The organism is Rhizobium freirei PRF 81 (assembly GCF_000359745.1).
Lineage (GTDB): Bacteria > Pseudomonadota > Alphaproteobacteria > Rhizobiales > Rhizobiaceae > Rhizobium > Rhizobium freirei.
Genome location: NZ_AQHN01000090.1, coordinates 1 through 16530, shown reverse-complemented (window position 1 = coordinate 16530; position 16530 = coordinate 1). Strand labels below are relative to the sequence as shown.

Sequence of the window (16530 nt, the reverse complement as noted above, 5' to 3'; positions counted from 1 at the left end):
CCGGACTTATTGTCCGGGCAAGACGCGGACAGCGTAGACGTTGACGCCGCGCGCCTTGCCGTCGACATCGCTGTTGATGATCAATCGACCTGAGCTCGTCGGCGCTATCGCGCGATCATAGTGAACCTGGAACAGCGCATCCGTCTTCTGGCGGCTGACCGTGAAACGATGACGCCCGCAGCGGCCAAGCGACCCGAAATCGCATTCCACCGTGATCTGCGTCGGCGCGTCCGAGGTAGACTGCAAGGTCAGCGCGATCATGGAAGGCTTGCCCGCCATCTGCTGCAGCACGCTGGCCGGCACCTCGACGCTGGCATTGCCGTCGGAACCGCTGCTGAGAGAGGTAATCCGCACGGCCGGCCCCTCATTCTCCGAAACATTTTCAGCCTTCGCCTGCGCCGAAGACCCAACCTTCGAGGCGTCCGTGGGCTTCAGGACTTCGATCCACTCCGCGGAGAAGCTGTTCTGAGGGTCGATGGTCGCCAGCCCCGGATTCACCGGACCGCTGTTGTCGTCGTACTGCGCGTTGTCGTCTTCGCTGTTGCTGTTACCGCTGAAATCCTGCGAATCGACATGCGCCGGCGGATTGCGGACACTCGTATCCCTCTGCGCCGCCGACATGAAGACGCCCGACGTCTTGATCCACCAGGCGCCGACACCGAGAAAGGCCAGCAGGATGCAGAATACCAGCAGCCGTGAGAAGAACTTGCGCGGCTTGCGGCGAACCGCGGCACGCTCCGGCTTGAAATTCATCGACCGCGCGGCGGTCGGCGCTTCCGCCGCCGTTCGCATCTCGCTGCCGACACCAAGATGATCGGCGGGGCCGGCCCGCATATCCCCAAAACCGGCCTGCGGCCCCACGGCTTCGACCGGCTCGCTTTCGACAGGGACGGGGTCACGGGCGGCGTGCGGCGCGGCCTCACGGGTTTCGCCGCGCACACTCATCACCGGCTCCGCCCGCAGCGCAGGCCGTCCAGCCTCTGGGCGCGTTGCGGCAGGAGAAACATGCGGGGCGCCGAGATCCGGCGAGATAGGTATCTCCGGCGCGGGACGGACACGCTCCTCGGCCTCGATCATCCTTATCGTCGCCTCAAGCCGCTGACGCTGGGAGGAAATGACATTGACATCGGTGATGTCCTGCTTGCGGAGCCCGGCTTCCAATGCCTGTCGCGCCGATTGATAGATACGCGCCCGGATTTCCGGATTGGCGCGATCGGACCGATCCAACGCGCTTCTGATAGCCGTTTCTAATCCGCTCACATCAGATCCTTTACTCTCACTCGCAACATACGCGCATACTCTGCTGGCAAGACGGCCATGGTGTTTGGCATTCGTTAACCGGATTCGGTAGCGCCCCGCCCGTCAATACGCAAGCCTTCGGCAAGAGCGGCAAGCACTCCGGCGGGGATAAACGGCAAAGACGACGCAAATGCGGTATCAGTAGGCAAGGCATCCATCGCGGACGCGGTCGATGGCGATTCCCTATTCCCTGCGGCCTGTTTCCACCACCATCTTCCCCTCGCAACCGACATCTGCTATCCCTTTTGACGTTTTCGTAAACGTCAAAAGGGATGATGTTCATGGCCCTCCCCTCCATCCTGACCGAGCGCCTGCGCCTGCCGATCGTGGCTTCGCCGCTCTTCATCGTCTCTCATCCGGCGCTGACGCTGGCGCAATGCAAGGCAGGCGTGGTCGGCTCCTTCCCGGCCCTGAACGCGCGCCCGGAAAGCCAGCTCGACGAATGGCTTGGCATGATCACCGAGGACCTCGCTGCATATGATGCCGCAAATCCGGATCGTCCGGCAGCTCCATTTGCGGTCAATCAGATCGTCCATACGTCAAACAAGCGCCTGGAGCATGATCTGATGCTCTGCGTGAAATACAAGGTGCCGATCGTCATTTCCTCGCTCGGTGCCGTGCCCGAGGTGAATGCGGCCGTGCATTCCTATGGCGGCATCGTGCTGCACGATATCATCAACAATCGCCATGCCAATTCGGCGATCCGCAAGGGCGCGGATGGGCTGATCGCCGTGGCGGCAGGCGCCGGCGGTCATGCCGGCCGTCTCTCGCCCTTCGCGCTCGTCCAGGAAATCCGCGAATGGTTCGACGGGCCGCTGCTTTTGGCTGGCGCGATCGCCACCGGCGGCGCTGTACTGGCTGCACAGGCCGCGGGCGCCGACTTCGCCTATATCGGCTCGCCCTTCATCGCGACGGAGGAGGCCCGCGCCGTTGACGGCTACAAGCAGGCGATCGTCGAGGGAACCGCAGCCGATGTCGTCTATTCCAACTATTTCACCGGCGTACACGGCAACTATCTGAAATCTTCCATCCTTGCCGCGGGCCTTGATCCCGACAATCTGCCCGAAGCCGACCCCTCCAAGATGGACTTTGAAGCCGCCACGACCGGCGTCAAGGCATGGAAGGATATCTGGGGCTCCGGCCAGGGCATCGGCGCCGTGAAGGCCATCCAGCCCGTCGCCAAGCTTGTCGACAGGCTCGAGGCGGAATACCGTCAGGCGCGGGCGCGGCTCGCCCTTTGAGCATGCAGGAGGCGGGCTTGTTTTTCACAAGCCCGTTCGCTTTTTTGCCAAATGGCAATTTGAGTGCTTGAAATCTGGTCGCATAGACTGTATCAGCGCCATGCAAATCGCGGGGCCGAACCGAACGCCCCCTGATGCCGCTTTAGCTCAGTCGGTAGAGCACATCATTCGTAATGATGGGGTCACGTGTTCGAGTCACGTAAGCGGCACCACTTTTCTTTGCAGGCAACTGAAAAGAAAGAAAATTAGCTCCCCCTAATGGCTTCCATCATCTTCTAGAATTCGCTCCGGATCACCACATCGCCATGTTGACGGCTACAGCTGTCTGACCTCGACGATGCCCCTTTCGACAATCGCGAGCCGAGCCCGAATAGGGCAGGAGCGTCTTCTCGGGCCGACGTTGGCCTTTTGGTCCAATGACGCGACCGCCCCAAAATCATCACTTTTGGTTCAGCCGACGTTCAGGCGGCGCGGAATCTAATGCGATCTAAGGGGCTGGATGGAGAGTGAAATGAATAGGATCTTGATCACATCGACGCTGCTCGCTGGTTGCCTTCTCGGCGGTACAGCGAATGCAATGCCGACGCTTGAAGCCGGTATGGCAGCAACCGAGCAGAAGCCTGTCCTCGTCGACTATGCCTGCGGTCCCGGCTGGCACCTGACGCAGTGGGGCCAGTGTCGCCGGAACTACTGGCGACCGGCGCCCAGGTATGTCTATCCCGGCGGCTACAATGGCTGGTACGGCCCTCCCGGCTGGCGCGACCGCGGCCCACCGCCCGGCTGGCGCCACCGTCATCATCATGAAAACGACGATGACCAGGGCGACGACGACTGACGAAGGCTTTCGGCGGCGGCGTGTCTTTTTGACATTCGTTCCTCTCGGTGCCGCCGAGACGGTCTTATTAGCGGAGCTCAAGGAAATAGCCAGGCAGCCTTACACGCCTTTGCCACGAAATGGCGTCGAATCGACACCGAACTCGGCTGCGTTCCAGGTCGCTTGGCTAACCGCCCGACAATTGACGTGTCGCCGGCCCTCGGATGAGGTGATTCAGAGCCGCTTCAGGGAAAACGAGAAATGCCCATGGGATTCCAGGGTGACGTATTCGAATTGCCAATGGAAGTCCTTGCAGAATTTCGTGCAGGCCTCGACCACGCCGTAAGGGACGGCATCGACCACGTTGCCGCTGCAGAAGTCATGACCGGCGATGCGCCCTTGCGGCCTTACCTTGCCGTTGCTGATCACCAGCTCTTCCCAGGTCGTCTCGAAACTATGGTTGGTATCGATATAGACCCAGTCGAAGAAGCTGTTGGGAAATTCCGCCAGCCTGGCGGTTGAATAGCCCTGCACGATCCGCAGGCGATCATTTTCCATTGCGGCCCGGTATTTCGTCTTTATCTGCTGCAGGCCGTCCTGATAACGGGGCGTGTCCCAGGCATCGATCAGGTAAAGCTCGCGCGGCGCATTCTTTTCCAGGATCTCGCCGGTAAAATCGCCAAAAGCCGCGCCGATCTCCGCACCGACGCCGCCCTGTGGCAGACGGCAAAGAAGCTCGCCGCGATCCGGCAGCAAACGGGCATTTTCCGTGTGCTGCAGGCTGAGCTGTGTGTGCGGCATGGCGCTCTTGTAGTGAAATCTCCAGTCGCGGGTATTCATGTGCGGCGGATACCTTCGATATTGAGCGGCCGAGCCGCGCCGATGACCCGCGTTAGGAGCGGTGGATGTCTTGATTCTTGGCATCCATGGCTTGCCTCAGGCATTCGAAACAATATTCATTTGCCACGCTTCATGCGCTTGCTTGCTCATCGGCAACTTTGTCTGTGATGCCCGTTTCGATATCGCCATTCCGTGATAATGATCGACATCCGCCGCGGATTCGGCGGCATCGGCTATTTTTCATCCCTATTACCTATGGTTCCAAGGATATCGTCATGATCCACGTTCTCGCCATTCTGACCGCGCTGCCCGGCAAGCGGACCGAAGTGCTCGAAGCTTTTCTGGCCAATGTTCCGGCCGTTCACGCCGAAGACGGCTGCATCGAATACACTGCCGTCGTGGATGCCGAAGGAGCCGATCCGGCGTTTGGGGCCGATACTTTCGTCGTGGTTGAGAAGTGGGCGAGCATGGACGCGCTCAAGGCGCATGCGGCTTCGGCGCATATGGCCGCTTATGGCGAGAAGGTGAAGCATCTGATGGCCGATCGCGCCGTTCATGTGCTGAACCCGGCATAAGCCTCTCGCCCCCGGGCAGGCCGGTCGGGAACATCCTCAGAGGGCGGCGCCATCCGGCGCCGTTTTGCTATCGGCATGGTCGTCAGTTGTGCGAGAAATGCGGCTCGCCATGATACCGCCAGTATCCATGACCGCCGTGCCATCCGCCATGATAGTATCCGCGATCACCGTCCCAGCCATGATGATGGTGGTGGTGAAATCCGCCGAAGCCGCCAAACCAGCCGAACGAGTAAAATGGCTGATAGCCGCCATAATAGGGCTCGTCGTAGCCATAATAGGGTCGGTAATAATATGGATATGGGTGGTAATAGGGGCGATAGTAGTAGCGATGGTAATAGTAGTGCCGGTAGACCATCATGTGGTGATGGTGGTGATGCCAATGATGGTAGTGACGATGCGCTTCGGCGTGGGTTGCAGGCAGCGCGAGCATGCCTAGCGCTATGAGCGCTGTTGCCAGAATTTTCATTTCCAGCCTCCTTGAATGCCGGACGCAAACGCGACTCGGATCATTCGTGTCGCCCGGACCACAAGATAAACGCAATTGCACCCTCGAAAGTTCCGCTAACCGCTGCGTAACAGGCGTTTTCGCAGCAGTCCGCATCGTGGGTCCGTACCAAGATACCTCCGCGATCTTACTGGTCCGGCCTGGGGCTTAATCATTCACGCGGATTGAAAAACGGCGCTGTAAGCGCCGTTCATATCCGTCCGCTATTATCAGTTATGCGAGAAATGCGGCTTGCTGCGTACGCCCGGACTAACCTAACCCATCCAAGCGCGAATATGGCGCGATGGTTCTGTTAGTCGCGGGACGGCAAGCGTTTTCGCGGCGTCGCCATATCGCCCACCAATTCCCGAACCGCCTGCTGGATCAGTCGGCAGGCCTCGACCGAGGCTTTACGACCATTATGCGCGAGATGATAGGACAATGGCAGGACCTCGTCCGGATCGACGATCCTCACCTTGTCGGCGATCGGCAAGGCGCTGACGCGGCCGAGAAACGAGACGTAGCCATGATTGGCCACCAGATCGACGATGACAGGCAGAGAATCGGCAGAGGTAATATCTCGACCGCGAAACCGTCGCCGATCGTGACTGTCGTAGCCGAAGGCGGTTGCGGCATTGCCGATACCCGTGCGCGGGCTCGGCACGCAAAGCGGATGATTTTCCACCAGCGCGGCGAATGTCTCCTCCGTGCTGTCGGGTGGCGCAATCGCCACCATGTCGGTCGCCACCAGCTCCACATGCTCGAAAGCGTCGAGGCCGAACACGGAATCGACGATGGCGACGTCGATGCGACCGGAGCGGAGCGCCTCGCGCAGATCGTCGGCAGTCATCAGCATCAGCGACAGCATGTTGCGGTTGCCGCCGATGTTCCAGCGCGACACGAGGCTTGCAAGCGAGCGAGCGACCCAGCTTTCGGCGCCGGTCGGAATGATGGAGCCGATGCGTACGGCGCGGGCGGTGCGTTGAAAGCGCTCGTCCGCTGCCGCTCTCATCTCGTCCCAAGCCTGCGCGATGCCGGCCAGAATGGCGTGAACCTCCTGCCCGGCCTCGGTCAGTACCGAACCCTGCGCCTGCCGCGCGAACAGGCGGAAGCCGAACAGCTCCTCCAGATTGGCGATCTGCAAGGAGAGCTGCGGCTGTCCCAACCGCAGGCGGCGGGCGGCGCGATTGATGCTGCCCTGATCGGCCACCTCAAGGAAGCGCTCGATGGTGGCGATCTTCAGCGGCAGGCGTGCCGCCCATTGGGCATAACCGTCGGCCACGGGCGGGTCCTTCATCAGCGTTGAAAGCTCGCGGATGCCGGCGAGAACGGGCTGCAGCCCCTTCTGAACCTTCGAGCTGGCAAGCAGCGTCGCGAGCTCGCCGGATGCGCGCTCGACGAGCTTCATCGCCAGCTCCGTTTCCAGACGGCGAAGCGCGCTCGAGACCGTCGAAGCCGAAAAAGAGAGCCTGCGTGCGGTCTCCCTTACCGAGCCGATGGAGAACACCATGTCGGCTATGTACAATGCGCCGAGATACAAGCCCTTTTTCCCTTCCAAGCCAAGCACGCGCCGCCCTTCCGCGACAGCGGCGCCAATCGATATCCCGAGGATATGATGTGTTCTTGAAAAAAGATATCCCTAAGCGGAGGAGCGATGGCTATCGTCTCCCTGTCGCCTCACTGATCCAGCCGCAAAAATGAGATCGGAACAGCGCCAAACGGGTCAGGGGAACAAAAACAAACGCACTTGCCCCCGAAAAAAGAAATCCAATTTCGCGCGAATGTCGAGTACGCTCGGCATAATCGCGCGACTGCAACGGGAATCCGGAGCATCATCGACTTTTCCGCGATGGGTGCTACGTGCCCGAAACAGCCACGAATTCGCCAGTGGGCCACCGGCCCGCTCGAAGCCTGCTTGTCCGAACTGCGGCCTTGAGGCGCATGGGCAGGCAGATCAAAGGTTCAACGGGGTACAAAGGGAAACATCATGCTCAAGAAGCTTGCACTTGCCGTCACGCTGACGGCTTTCCTCGCTAGCGGCGCCAGCGCCGCTGATGTCGTCGTCTCCTCCAAGATCGATACCGAAGGCACGCTGCTCGGCAACATCATTCTCGCCGCACTCAATGCCAACGGCATCAAGGCACAGGATCGCATCGCCCTCGGCACGACGCCGGTCGTGCGCAAGGCGATCACTGCCGGCGAAATCGACATCTATGCCGAATATACCGGCAATGCCGGTTTCTTCTTCAACAAGGCCGACGATGCGGCCTGGAAGAATCTGCAGCAGGGCTACGATCTGGCCAAGAAGCTGGACTATGATGCCAACAAGATCGTCTGGCTGACGCCCTCGCCGGCCAACAACACCTGGGCAATCGGCGTGCGCAGCGATGTCGCCGGTCCGGCCAAGCTGAAAACCATGTCGGACTTCGGCAAATGGGTTTCGGGCGGCGGCTCGGTCAAGCTCGCGGCCTCTTCCGAATTCGTCAACTCCCCGGCCGCCCTGCCGGCCTTTGAGACGACCTATAGCTTCAAGCTGAAGCCGGATCAGGAAGTCGTGCTTTCAGGCGGCGATACGGCAGCGACGATCAAGGCTGCCGCAGACCAGACCAATGGCGTCAACACCGCTATGGTCTACGGCACGGATGGCGCCATCGAAGCCGCCGAACTGACCGTTCTCGATGACGACAAGGGCGTGCAGCCGGTCTATGCGCCGACGCCGATCATCCGCGAAGCCGTGCTGAAGGCCAATCCGAAGATCGAGGAAGTTCTGACCCCTATCTTCAAGGGATTGACCGCCGACGTACTGCGCAAGCTCAACGGCCGCATCCAGGTCGATGGCGAGCCGGCAAAGGCGGTTGCCGAATCCTACCTCAAGGACAAGGGCTTCCTGAAGTAAGGCTATGCCGCTGCTCTTGCGGCTCCATTTTGATAGACTGGAGCCGCGGGGCTTTCCTATGGGCATGACCTTGTCCGAACCCGCCTTAAATTTTGGGCTCATGCGCTGACGGAGCTTGCCCTATGGAAGATTCGCTAGCGGTCCGCAGGGTGGACCGTCTCGGAGTGGTATTGGTGGCAGGCGGCGCGCTCGCGGTAGCGTGGATGCCGTTCATCATCGTCAAGGCGAACCGTATCGCCGCCGGCAAGCCGCAATTGCTCATACAGCTTTTTGCCCAGCCGGCAGCGCTGACCCTGCTCGCCCTTCTGGCCGCGGCAGCCCTTGCCGCGCTTTTCCTGCAAAATCAGGTCGTCCGCCTTGGCATCGCCACCCTGGCGATCGCAGCCCTCATCGTCACGCTCGGGCTGGTTTCGACCGCCGCGACGCCGGAAGGCAGCACCGTGGCACGCATTACGCCCGGCGGCGCCTTCTGGGTGCTGCTGGCTGTTGTGGGTTTGATGATTTCGGACGCGCTGGTGAAGCTGCAGCTGACGCCCTGGCTGCGCGTGGCAGCACTGGCGGTCTATGCCGCTTTGCTCGCTGTCGTTTTGCGCTCCGGCCTGCTCGACAATCTCTCGATCATGAAGGAATACGCCAATAATGCCGACAAGTTCTGGCATGAGGCGCTCGGTCATGTTTTCCTTTCCCTCGGTTCCGTCGCCATCGCCATCGTGCTTGCATTGCCGCTCGGCATCTTCTGCTATTGGCAGCCGCGCATCCGCGCCGTGGTGCTGCGGGCACTGAGCCTGGTGCAGACCGTTCCGAGCCTGGCGCTGTTTGGTATCCTCATGCTGCCGCTCGGTTATATCGCCGCCAACGTACCCTTTGCTGCTGCGATCGGTGTCAAGGGCATCGGCGCGGCGCCGGCTCTGCTGGCGCTGGTGATCTATTCGCTGCTGCCGATCGTCGCCAACACCGTCGTCGGCCTTGCCGGCGTTGATCCCTCCGTGCGCGATTCCGCTGCCGGCATGGGCCTGACGCGCCGGCAGATCCTGACCGGCATCGACCTGCCGCTCGCCTTTCCGGTCATCCTCACCGGCATCCGCATCGTGCTGGTGCAGGCGATCGGCCTCGTCACCGTGGCGGCGCTGATCGGCGGCGGCGGCTTCGGCATCTTCATCTTCCAGGGCATCGGCCAGACCGCCAATGACCTCGTACTGCTCGGCGCCGTGCCGACGGTCCTTCTCGCCTTCTCATCGGCCGTCATCCTCGATGCGGTCATCGACAGCATCCGGGGACAACGCGCATGACCAACATGATCGAGATCAAGGGCGTCACCAAGCGCTATGGCAGCGCAACCGTGGTCGACAATGTCAGCATGAGCATGGAAAAGGGCACGATCACGGTGATCGTCGGTACCTCCGGCTCCGGCAAGTCGACGCTCATGCGGATGATCAACCGGCTGGTGCCGATCACCAAAGGAAATATCACCGTCGGCGGCCAGGATATCATGAGCGTGCCGGCGACCGAGCTTCGCCGCCGCATCGGCTATGCCATACAGGGGCACGGCCTGTTTCCGCATCGCACTGTCGCGCAAAATATCGCCACCGTCCCCGAGCTGCTCGGCTGGGAGAAGGCGCGCATCGATCGCCGCGTCGAAGAGCTCCTCGATCTCTTCCGTCTCGACCCCGGCACCTTTGCCGCCAAATATCCGAGCCAGCTCTCCGGCGGCCAGCAGCAGCGTGTCGGCGTGGCGCGCGCCCTTGCGGCAGAACCGGAAGTGCTGCTGATGGACGAGCCCTTCGGTGCGCTCGATCCCGTCATCCGCGGCAAGGCGCAAGACGATCTGCTCGCCATCCAGAAACAATTCGGCACGACCGTCATCCTCGTCACCCACGACATGGACGAGGCCTTTCATCTCGGCGACAGGATCGCCGTCATGAGCGGCGGCAAGCTGCTGCAATGCTCCGAGCCCGAGAAGATCCTGACCGAGCCGGCCGATCCGTTCGTCCAGCAACTCACCGGCACGTCCGATCGCGCATTGAAACTGATGTCGCTGCTGCCGCTCAAGGAGAGCATGCAGCCGCCGCGGTCCGGCCTTGGCTACAGCCTGCCGCAGACGCTCAATTTGCGCGATGCTCTGGCCGAACTGATCTGGCAGGGCGCGGACGAGGCGACCGTCGAGGACGAACGCAAGATGCCGGTCGGCTCGATTTCGATCCAGCACCTGATCGAGCTGGGCCGCAAAGCATGAAACTCCTCGCCGCCAATCTCTTTCGCCTTCTGGCGCTGGCGCTGCTGCTCGTCATGCTGTTCAAGCCGGAATGGCTGACGCCTGTCCTGGCGCCGCTCACCAAATTCGGGGCGTCGCCGATTTATACGCAAAACAGCCTGCCGAGCCTGGCGCTGAGCCATCTCGAACTGATCCTCATCTCGATTGCGGCAAGCGGGATCCTCGCCGTTCTCGGCGGCATCTTCGTCACGCGGCCGGCCGGAGCCGATTTCCTGCCGCTGTCGCGGGCGATCGCTAATGCCGGGCAAACCTTCCCGCCGGTTGCCGTGCTGGCACTCGCCATTTCGACCACCGGCTTTGGGGCAGTGCCGACGCTGATCGCACTCTTCCTTTACGCGTTGCTGCCGATCTTCGAAAACACGGTGGCCGGACTGCAGCAAGTGCCGGCCACGGTGCTCGATGCCGCTGACGGCATGGGCATGAACGGCTGGCAACGGCTGTTCAGGGTCGAGCTGCCGCTCGCCCTGCCGCTGATCATCGAAGGGCTGAAGATCGCAACCGTCATCAATATCGGCACCGCGACGATCGGCTCTACCGTCGCCGCCAAGGCACTCGGCGAAGTCATCATCGCCGGGCTGGTCAACGACAATACCGCCTTCATCCTGCAAGGCGGCCTGATCGTCGGCCTGATGGCGGTGCTGATCTACGACGGCATGGAAATGATCGAGCGGAGCGTAACGAGCAAGATCGGCCTCCAATCCGATTGAGATCGAAGGTCAACCGCCTCTCGCTGCCGGTGATCCGTAAAATGCTCCGTCAATTGCCTTCGCCGGAAGCCAGGGGCGCACCTGGCAAATACAGCGAGATCGGCCTGATTTCATAGACGGCGGTGGGATTGACGCGACGCAATTCGCGGGCCGCCTCCACCGCCCCCTCGATCGTTGGAAAATCGACGACGTAGAAGCCGAGCAGTTGCTCCTTGGTTTCGGCAAACGGGCCATCGATGACAAGTCCTGCGCCTTTTCCTCGCAAGGTCACGGCGTTTTGCGTGGACCCCAGGCGCGCGGCCGGCCCCTGCGATTTCTGCGCGATCATGCGGTCGTTGATCTCGAGCAGGTCGGTCATGAGCGCGGCGTCTTCCTCCTCGCTCCACGATTCGACGATATCTTCCTCATGATAGGCAAGAATAGCGTAGTACATGGCATCATCTCCCCATTGAGCCGTATGCTTGAGCGCCGGGGAGTAAAGCAGACGGATCGGAATCCAGAAACCCCGGATCTGCAGGTAAATGCGCGCAAGACAATTTTTCCGCGCACTTGCCTTCATCGGACACCGGTGGCATTGGCTTGGCGTTGGAGACTGAAACGACCGATGGAGAAGCGCCCATGGCCAAGATGATTCACTCGATGATCCGCGTGCTCGACGAAGCACGCTCAGTCGACTTCTACAACAGGGCTTTCGGTCTGGAGATTGCCGACCACGTCGCCTTCGAGACCTTCACGCTGATCTATCTCAGCAATGCCGAGACCGGGTTCGAGCTGGAGTTGACGGTCAACCAGGGCCGTACCGAGCCCTATGCGCTCGGCGATGCCTATGGCCACCTCGCCGTCTCCGTCGCAGAGCTGAAGGACGAGCATGCGCGCATGACGAAGCTCGGGTTCAATCCTGGCAGGATCGTCGAACTCAATCGCGATGGGAAGATCTTTGCCCTGTTCTTCTTCGTCACCGACCCAGACGGCTATAAGATCGAGGTCGTGCAAAGGCATGGGCGGTTTCAATAGGTCACATAAGGCAAAGCCCCGCGCCGGCGGGGCTTAACGTACCTGCTTCGTCAGCGCGCTCACATCCAATAGGGGGGCACGCCAAAATAATCATGGCCCTTGTGGCCATGATGCTTGGTGTCGTGTTCATCCTTGATGGCGAAGCGGCGCGCTCTTTCAATATCGTTCTTGGTCATGCTGACGCGATAGCCGTCGATGCGGGCGTCGTAGCGAAGCTTCTCCCACGGCAAGCGGTAATGATCCTGGCCGATGCCGAAAAAGCCGCCGAAACTCAGAATGACGAAAGCGATCCGACCATCGCTTTTTTCAAGCATCAGGCGCTCAATATGACCAATCTGCTTGCCGTCCGATCCGAACACCTTGGACCCTTCGACCCGGTCGCAAGCGACCAGCATCGACATGTCCTTGACATAGAGGTCACGGCCAGAGACTTCGACACTCTCTCTATGCATGTGCGCACCTCCTTCTGGATACGCTTTACATAAGCTTGGAGCGTCCGATCTGCTCTTCCAGGCACACGATGCTCCGATGGGTATTCGCCCACGGCGCATTAACGCTCCGTTGCGATAAAAGTTCCAGCATTTTTTTCAAAACTGTAAAAAAACGTGAGCAAACGGGAATTATTGACGTTTACGTCAAGGTTAGTGTAGTTTTGGATACGCTCGAATGATTTAGTTGAGAGCGAAGGCTGCAACGCCGTGAAAAGCGGGAGACTTTTCGGTCGCACAGTGACACTCTGCATAACCGCCACTGAAATTGGCGGGGCGTGGTGATGATGCGTAAAGGAGGAAGTGCGCATGAATTCAATCTCCGCTCCTTCGGACAGACCGCAGGTCAAAAAGATCTGGCTTGCGTCCTATCCGGATATCGTGCCGGCAGAATTACCGCCGCTGGAGCATGCATCACTCGTCGAACTGCTGGAGGAAAGCTGCAGGCGCTATGGCGACCGCCCCGCCTTCACCAGCATGGGCAAATCGATCACCTATCGCGACCTCGACACACAAACGCGCAAGATCGCCGCCTGGCTGCAAAGCCTCGGCCTCAAGAAGGGCGATCGTGTCGCCGTGATGATGCCGAACGTGCTGCAAAATCCCGTCACTACCTACGGCATACTTCGCGCCGGCCTCGTCGTCGTGAACGTCAATCCGCTCTATATGCCGCGCGAACTGGAACATCAGCTGCGCGATTGCGGCGCCAAGGCGATCTTCGTTCTGGAGAACTTCGCTCATACCGTGGAGCAGGTGCTAGCGCATACGGATGTGCGCCACGTGGTCGTCACCTCGCTTGGCGACCTGCTCGGTCTGAAGGGCCATATCGTCAACTTCATCGTCCGCAAGGTGAAGAAGCTGGTGCCGGCATGGTCCATCCCCGGCCACCGCAATTTCAAGGCGGTGATTGCCGAGGGAGCGCGCCTGCCGCTGAAGCCATCCGCGCTGACGGGCAGCGACATCGCCTTCCTGCAATATACCGGCGGCACGACCGGCGTCGCCAAGGGCGCGATCCTCACCCATTCAAACCTGCTCGCCAACCAGCAGCAATTGCTGCTCTGGCTGCAGTCCGCCTACATCAACAAGCCGCGGCCCGAACAGCTGACCTTCGTCTGCGCGCTGCCGCTCTATCACATCTTCGCGCTGACGGTGAACTCGCTGATGGGCATGTCGCTCGGCGGCCATAACGTGCTGATCGCCAACCCCCGCGACATACCGGGTTTCATCAAGGAGCTGGGCAAGTATAAGTTCGACATGTTCCCCGGCCTGAACACGCTGTTCAATGCCCTCATGAACAATCCCGAATTCGCCAAGCTCGACCTGTCCAACACGGCGACGCTTGCCGGCGGCATGGCGGTGCAGCGGCCGGTTGCCGAGCGCTGGCAGAAGATGACGGGGGCCTGGATCACCGAAGGCTACGGACTTTCCGAGACATCGCCGGTCGCAAGCGCCAATCGCTTCGATAGTTCCGAGTTCTCCGGCACGATCGGCCTGCCGATCACGGGCACTGAATTCGACATTCGCGACGAGAACGGCAAATCGCTGCCGCTCGGCGAAGTCGGCGAGATCTGCATCCGCGGGCCGCAGGTCATGGCAGGCTATTGGAAACAGCCGGCCGAAACTGCGCGCGTGATGACATCGGATGGCTTCTTCCGCAGCGGCGACATGGGCTTCATGGACGAGCGCGGCTACACCAAGATCGTCGACCGCAAGAAGGACATGATCCTGGTTTCGGGCTTCAACGTCTATCCCAACGAGATAGAGGAAGTCGCCGCCATGCATCCGGGCGTTCTGGAGGCGGCTGCTATCGGCGTGCCCGATCCGCATTCGGGCGAGGCGGTGAAGCTCTTCGTCGTCAAGAAGGACCCGGCCCTGACCGAGGCCGACTTGAAGGCCCATTGCGCTGAAAACCTGACGAACTACAAGCGCCCGCGCTTCATCGAATTCCGCACCGAACTGCCGAAATCGAATGTCGGCAAGATCCTGCGCAAGGAGTTGCGCGGCTGACATAATTCCGTGTCATTCAAGGGGCCGTTCGTCTTAATCCGCGAGCGGCCTTTTTTCGTTTTGGACGATAGGTGAACTTGATTTACGCCCTACATAGGGAATAGTTTCCGCGACCAAACTCAAAGCGCCCGGCTATGTCTGACAGCCGGCTACGCGAACCGCAAGGAGCCTCCCATGAACGCCCTCGTCGATCAACTGAAGAGCGCCGCATCGGCAACGAAGGCCACGGATATTCGCGCTGCCTTCGCCGCCGATCCCAAACGCTTTTCCCGGTTCAGCGCCTCGTTCGACGACCTGTTGATGGATTACTCTAAGACGGCGGTGAACGACGACATTCTCACCCTTCTCGAGAAGCTCGCAGCCGAGGGCGGCGTTGCTACCAAGCGCGAGGAAATGTTCTCGGGCGTTGCCATCAACTTCACCGAAAACCGCGCCGTGCTGCACACCGCGCTGCGCAACCGCTCCAACACGCCAGTACTCGTCGACAGCAAGGATGTGATGCCTGACGTCAACGGCGTGCTGGCCGCCATGGGCAAATTTGCCGACGGTATCCGCTCCGGCGCGCTGAAGGGCTCGACCGGCAAGGCGATCACCGACGTCATCAATATCGGCATCGGCGGCTCCGATCTCGGTCCGGTCATGGCGACGCTCGCGCTCGCCCCCTTCCATGACGGCCCGCGCTCGCATTTCGTCTCCAATATCGACGGCGCACACATCGCCGACATCCTGAAGCTCGTTCAGCCTGAAACGACGCTGTTCATCGTCGCATCGAAGACGTTTACGACGATCGAAACGATGACCAACGCCCAGACGGCGCGCAAGTTCATCGCCGATGCGCTCGGCGAAGCCGCCGTGCAGCACCACTTCGCCGCCGTTTCGACGGCGCTCGACAAGGTCGCCGCCTTCGGCATCGACAGCGAGCGCGTCTTCGGCTTCTGGGACTGGGTCGGCGGCCGCTACTCGATCTGGTCGGCCATCGGCCTGCCGCTGATGATCGCGATCGGCCCTGAAAACTTCGGCAAGTTCCTTGACGGCGCGCATGCGATGGACACCCATTTCCGCAAGGCGCCGTTCAAGGAAAACCTGCCGATGCTGCTCGGCACCATCGGCTTCTATCACCGCAACGTGCTCGGCTATCCCACGCGCGCGATCCTGCCCTACGACCAGCGCCTGTCGCGCTTCCCGGCCTATCTGCAGCAGCTCGACATGGAATCGAACGGCAAGGGCGTCACCATCGACGGCACGCCCGTCGAAGGCAATTCCGGTCCGGTCGTCTGGGGCGAGCCCGGCACCAACGGCCAGCACGCCTTCTACCAGCTCATCCACCAGGGCACGAGCGTCATCCCGGCCGAGTTCATGATCGCCGCAAACGGCTTCGAGCCGAACCTGCGTCATCAGCACCAGCTGCTAATGGCCAATTGCCTGGCGCAGTCGGAAGCGCTGATGAAGGGCCGCACCTTCGAGGAAGCCAAGGCTCAGCTCACCTCCAAGGGCATGGACGACAAAAAGGCCGATTTCATCGCGCCGCACCGCGTCTTCACCGGCAACCGTCCGTCGATCACCTTCGTCTATGACAAGCTGACGCCTTACGCGCTCGGCCGCCTGATCGCGCTCTACGAACACCGCGTTTTCGTCGAAGGCGTGCTCTTCCGCATCAACTCCTTCGACCAGTGGGGCGTCGAACTCGGCAAAGAACTGGCGACCGGCCTGCTGCCTGTCATCGAAGGCAAGGAAAGCGCTGCCGCCCACGATTCCTCGACGCAGGGGCTAGTGGCTGCACTGGCAAGCCGCGCGAAGTAGCGTGTTCATTCACCTCCCCCTTGAGGGGGAGGTCGCCGCAAAGCGGCGGGAGGGGGTGATTGAGCTCTCCCCCCCCCCTCACACGAAAGGTCA

General features: G+C 60.9%; 16 protein-coding genes and 1 tRNA gene. 11 read left to right on the top strand and 6 right to left on the bottom strand.

From position 1 onward, the window contains the following. Positions 1 to 6: 6 nt before the first annotated feature. Positions 7 to 1260: a hypothetical protein gene (locus RHSP_RS30680; RefSeq protein WP_004128350.1), complete on the bottom strand. Its 1254-nt coding sequence runs from the start codon at positions 1258 to 1260 to the stop codon at positions 7 to 9. A gap of 320 nt (positions 1261 to 1580) precedes the next feature. Here RHSP_RS30680 and RHSP_RS30675 point away from each other — a divergent pair, with 320 nt between their 5' ends. The 3 genes from RHSP_RS30675 (at position 1581) to RHSP_RS30665 (ending at position 3375) form a co-directional block, all read left to right on the top strand. Beyond that, positions 1581 to 2540 carry an NAD(P)H-dependent flavin oxidoreductase gene (locus tag RHSP_RS30675; RefSeq protein ID WP_004128348.1) on the top strand — a complete coding sequence of 320 codons (960 nt, stop codon included), beginning with the start codon at positions 1581 to 1583 and terminating at the stop codon, positions 2538 to 2540. Between the two features lie 136 nt (positions 2541 to 2676). Beyond that, positions 2677 to 2752: transfer RNA gene (locus RHSP_RS30670), tRNA-Thr, on the top strand. 299 nt (positions 2753 to 3051) lie between these two features. After that, on the top strand, positions 3052 to 3375 hold the full coding sequence (locus RHSP_RS30665) for a GCG_CRPN prefix-to-repeats domain-containing protein (protein ID WP_004128346.1): 324 nt from the start codon (positions 3052 to 3054) through the stop codon (positions 3373 to 3375). Positions 3376 to 3588: 213 nt separating this feature from the next. On the opposite strand, the gene RHSP_RS30660 is transcribed toward RHSP_RS30665, so the two are convergent. Next, positions 3589 to 4194: a class I SAM-dependent methyltransferase gene (locus RHSP_RS30660; RefSeq protein WP_004128344.1), complete on the bottom strand. Its 606-nt coding sequence runs from the start codon at positions 4192 to 4194 to the stop codon at positions 3589 to 3591. Between the two features lie 275 nt (positions 4195 to 4469). Between RHSP_RS30660 and RHSP_RS30655 the strand changes: the two genes are divergently transcribed. Beyond that, positions 4470 to 4769, top strand: coding sequence for a putative quinol monooxygenase (locus RHSP_RS30655; protein WP_004128342.1), 300 nt, complete (start codon positions 4470 to 4472; stop codon positions 4767 to 4769). Between the two features lie 82 nt (positions 4770 to 4851). On the opposite strand, the gene RHSP_RS35360 is transcribed toward RHSP_RS30655, so the two are convergent. Both RHSP_RS35360 and RHSP_RS30645 read right to left on the bottom strand, forming a co-directional pair. Next, on the bottom strand, positions 4852 to 5235 hold the full coding sequence (locus RHSP_RS35360) for a hypothetical protein (protein ID WP_200863314.1): 384 nt from the start codon (positions 5233 to 5235) through the stop codon (positions 4852 to 4854). Between the two features lie 331 nt (positions 5236 to 5566). Beyond that, on the bottom strand, positions 5567 to 6793 hold the full coding sequence (locus RHSP_RS30645) for a LysR family transcriptional regulator (protein WP_037155593.1): 1227 nt from the start codon (positions 6791 to 6793) through the stop codon (positions 5567 to 5569). A 447-nt stretch (positions 6794 to 7240) separates the two neighbouring features. Between RHSP_RS30645 and osmF the strand changes: the two genes are divergently transcribed. The 4 genes from osmF (at position 7241) to RHSP_RS30625 (ending at position 11128) form a co-directional block, all read left to right on the top strand. Further along, on the top strand, positions 7241 to 8149 hold the full coding sequence (osmF, locus tag RHSP_RS30640; protein WP_004128336.1) for a glycine betaine ABC transporter substrate-binding protein OsmF: 909 nt from the start codon (positions 7241 to 7243) through the stop codon (positions 8147 to 8149). A 122-nt stretch (positions 8150 to 8271) separates the two neighbouring features. Further along, the gene (locus RHSP_RS30635) at positions 8272 to 9438 is read left to right on the top strand and encodes an ABC transporter permease (protein WP_004128334.1); all 1167 of its coding nucleotides are present in this window, start codon (positions 8272 to 8274) and stop codon (positions 9436 to 9438) included. A 5-nt stretch (positions 9439 to 9443) separates the two neighbouring features. Further along, entirely contained in the window at positions 9444 to 10382 is a 939-nt protein-coding gene (locus RHSP_RS30630; RefSeq protein ID WP_240535545.1) for an ABC transporter ATP-binding protein, read from the top strand. Continuing rightward, on the top strand, positions 10379 to 11128 hold the full coding sequence (locus RHSP_RS30625) for an ABC transporter permease (protein WP_004128330.1): 750 nt from the start codon (positions 10379 to 10381) through the stop codon (positions 11126 to 11128). Before RHSP_RS30630 ends, RHSP_RS30625 begins: the two co-directional genes overlap by 4 nt. A 49-nt stretch (positions 11129 to 11177) precedes the next feature. On the opposite strand, the gene RHSP_RS30620 is transcribed toward RHSP_RS30625, so the two are convergent. Next, complete coding sequence (locus RHSP_RS30620) at positions 11178 to 11561, bottom strand: YciI family protein (protein WP_004128328.1); 384 nt, start codon at positions 11559 to 11561, stop codon at positions 11178 to 11180. Between the two features lie 185 nt (positions 11562 to 11746). Between RHSP_RS30620 and RHSP_RS30615 the strand changes: the two genes are divergently transcribed. Beyond that, a complete protein-coding gene (locus RHSP_RS30615) occupies positions 11747 to 12142 on the top strand; it encodes a VOC family protein (protein ID WP_004128326.1) in 396 nt (131 codons plus the stop codon). 59 nt (positions 12143 to 12201) lie between these two features. Here RHSP_RS30615 and RHSP_RS30610 read toward each other — a convergent pair whose 3' ends face one another. Beyond that, positions 12202 to 12594 carry a PRC-barrel domain-containing protein gene (locus RHSP_RS30610; protein ID WP_004128324.1) on the bottom strand — a complete coding sequence of 131 codons (393 nt, stop codon included), beginning with the start codon at positions 12592 to 12594 and terminating at the stop codon, positions 12202 to 12204. A 345-nt stretch (positions 12595 to 12939) separates the two neighbouring features. Between RHSP_RS30610 and RHSP_RS30605 the strand changes: the two genes are divergently transcribed. Beyond that, the gene (locus RHSP_RS30605) at positions 12940 to 14637 is read left to right on the top strand and encodes a long-chain fatty acid--CoA ligase (RefSeq protein WP_004128323.1); all 1698 of its coding nucleotides are present in this window, start codon (positions 12940 to 12942) and stop codon (positions 14635 to 14637) included. Positions 14638 to 14811: 174 nt separating this feature from the next. Next, positions 14812 to 16437 carry a glucose-6-phosphate isomerase gene (pgi, locus tag RHSP_RS30600; protein WP_037155587.1) on the top strand — a complete coding sequence of 542 codons (1626 nt, stop codon included), beginning with the start codon at positions 14812 to 14814 and terminating at the stop codon, positions 16435 to 16437. Positions 16438 to 16530 lie beyond the last annotated feature (93 nt).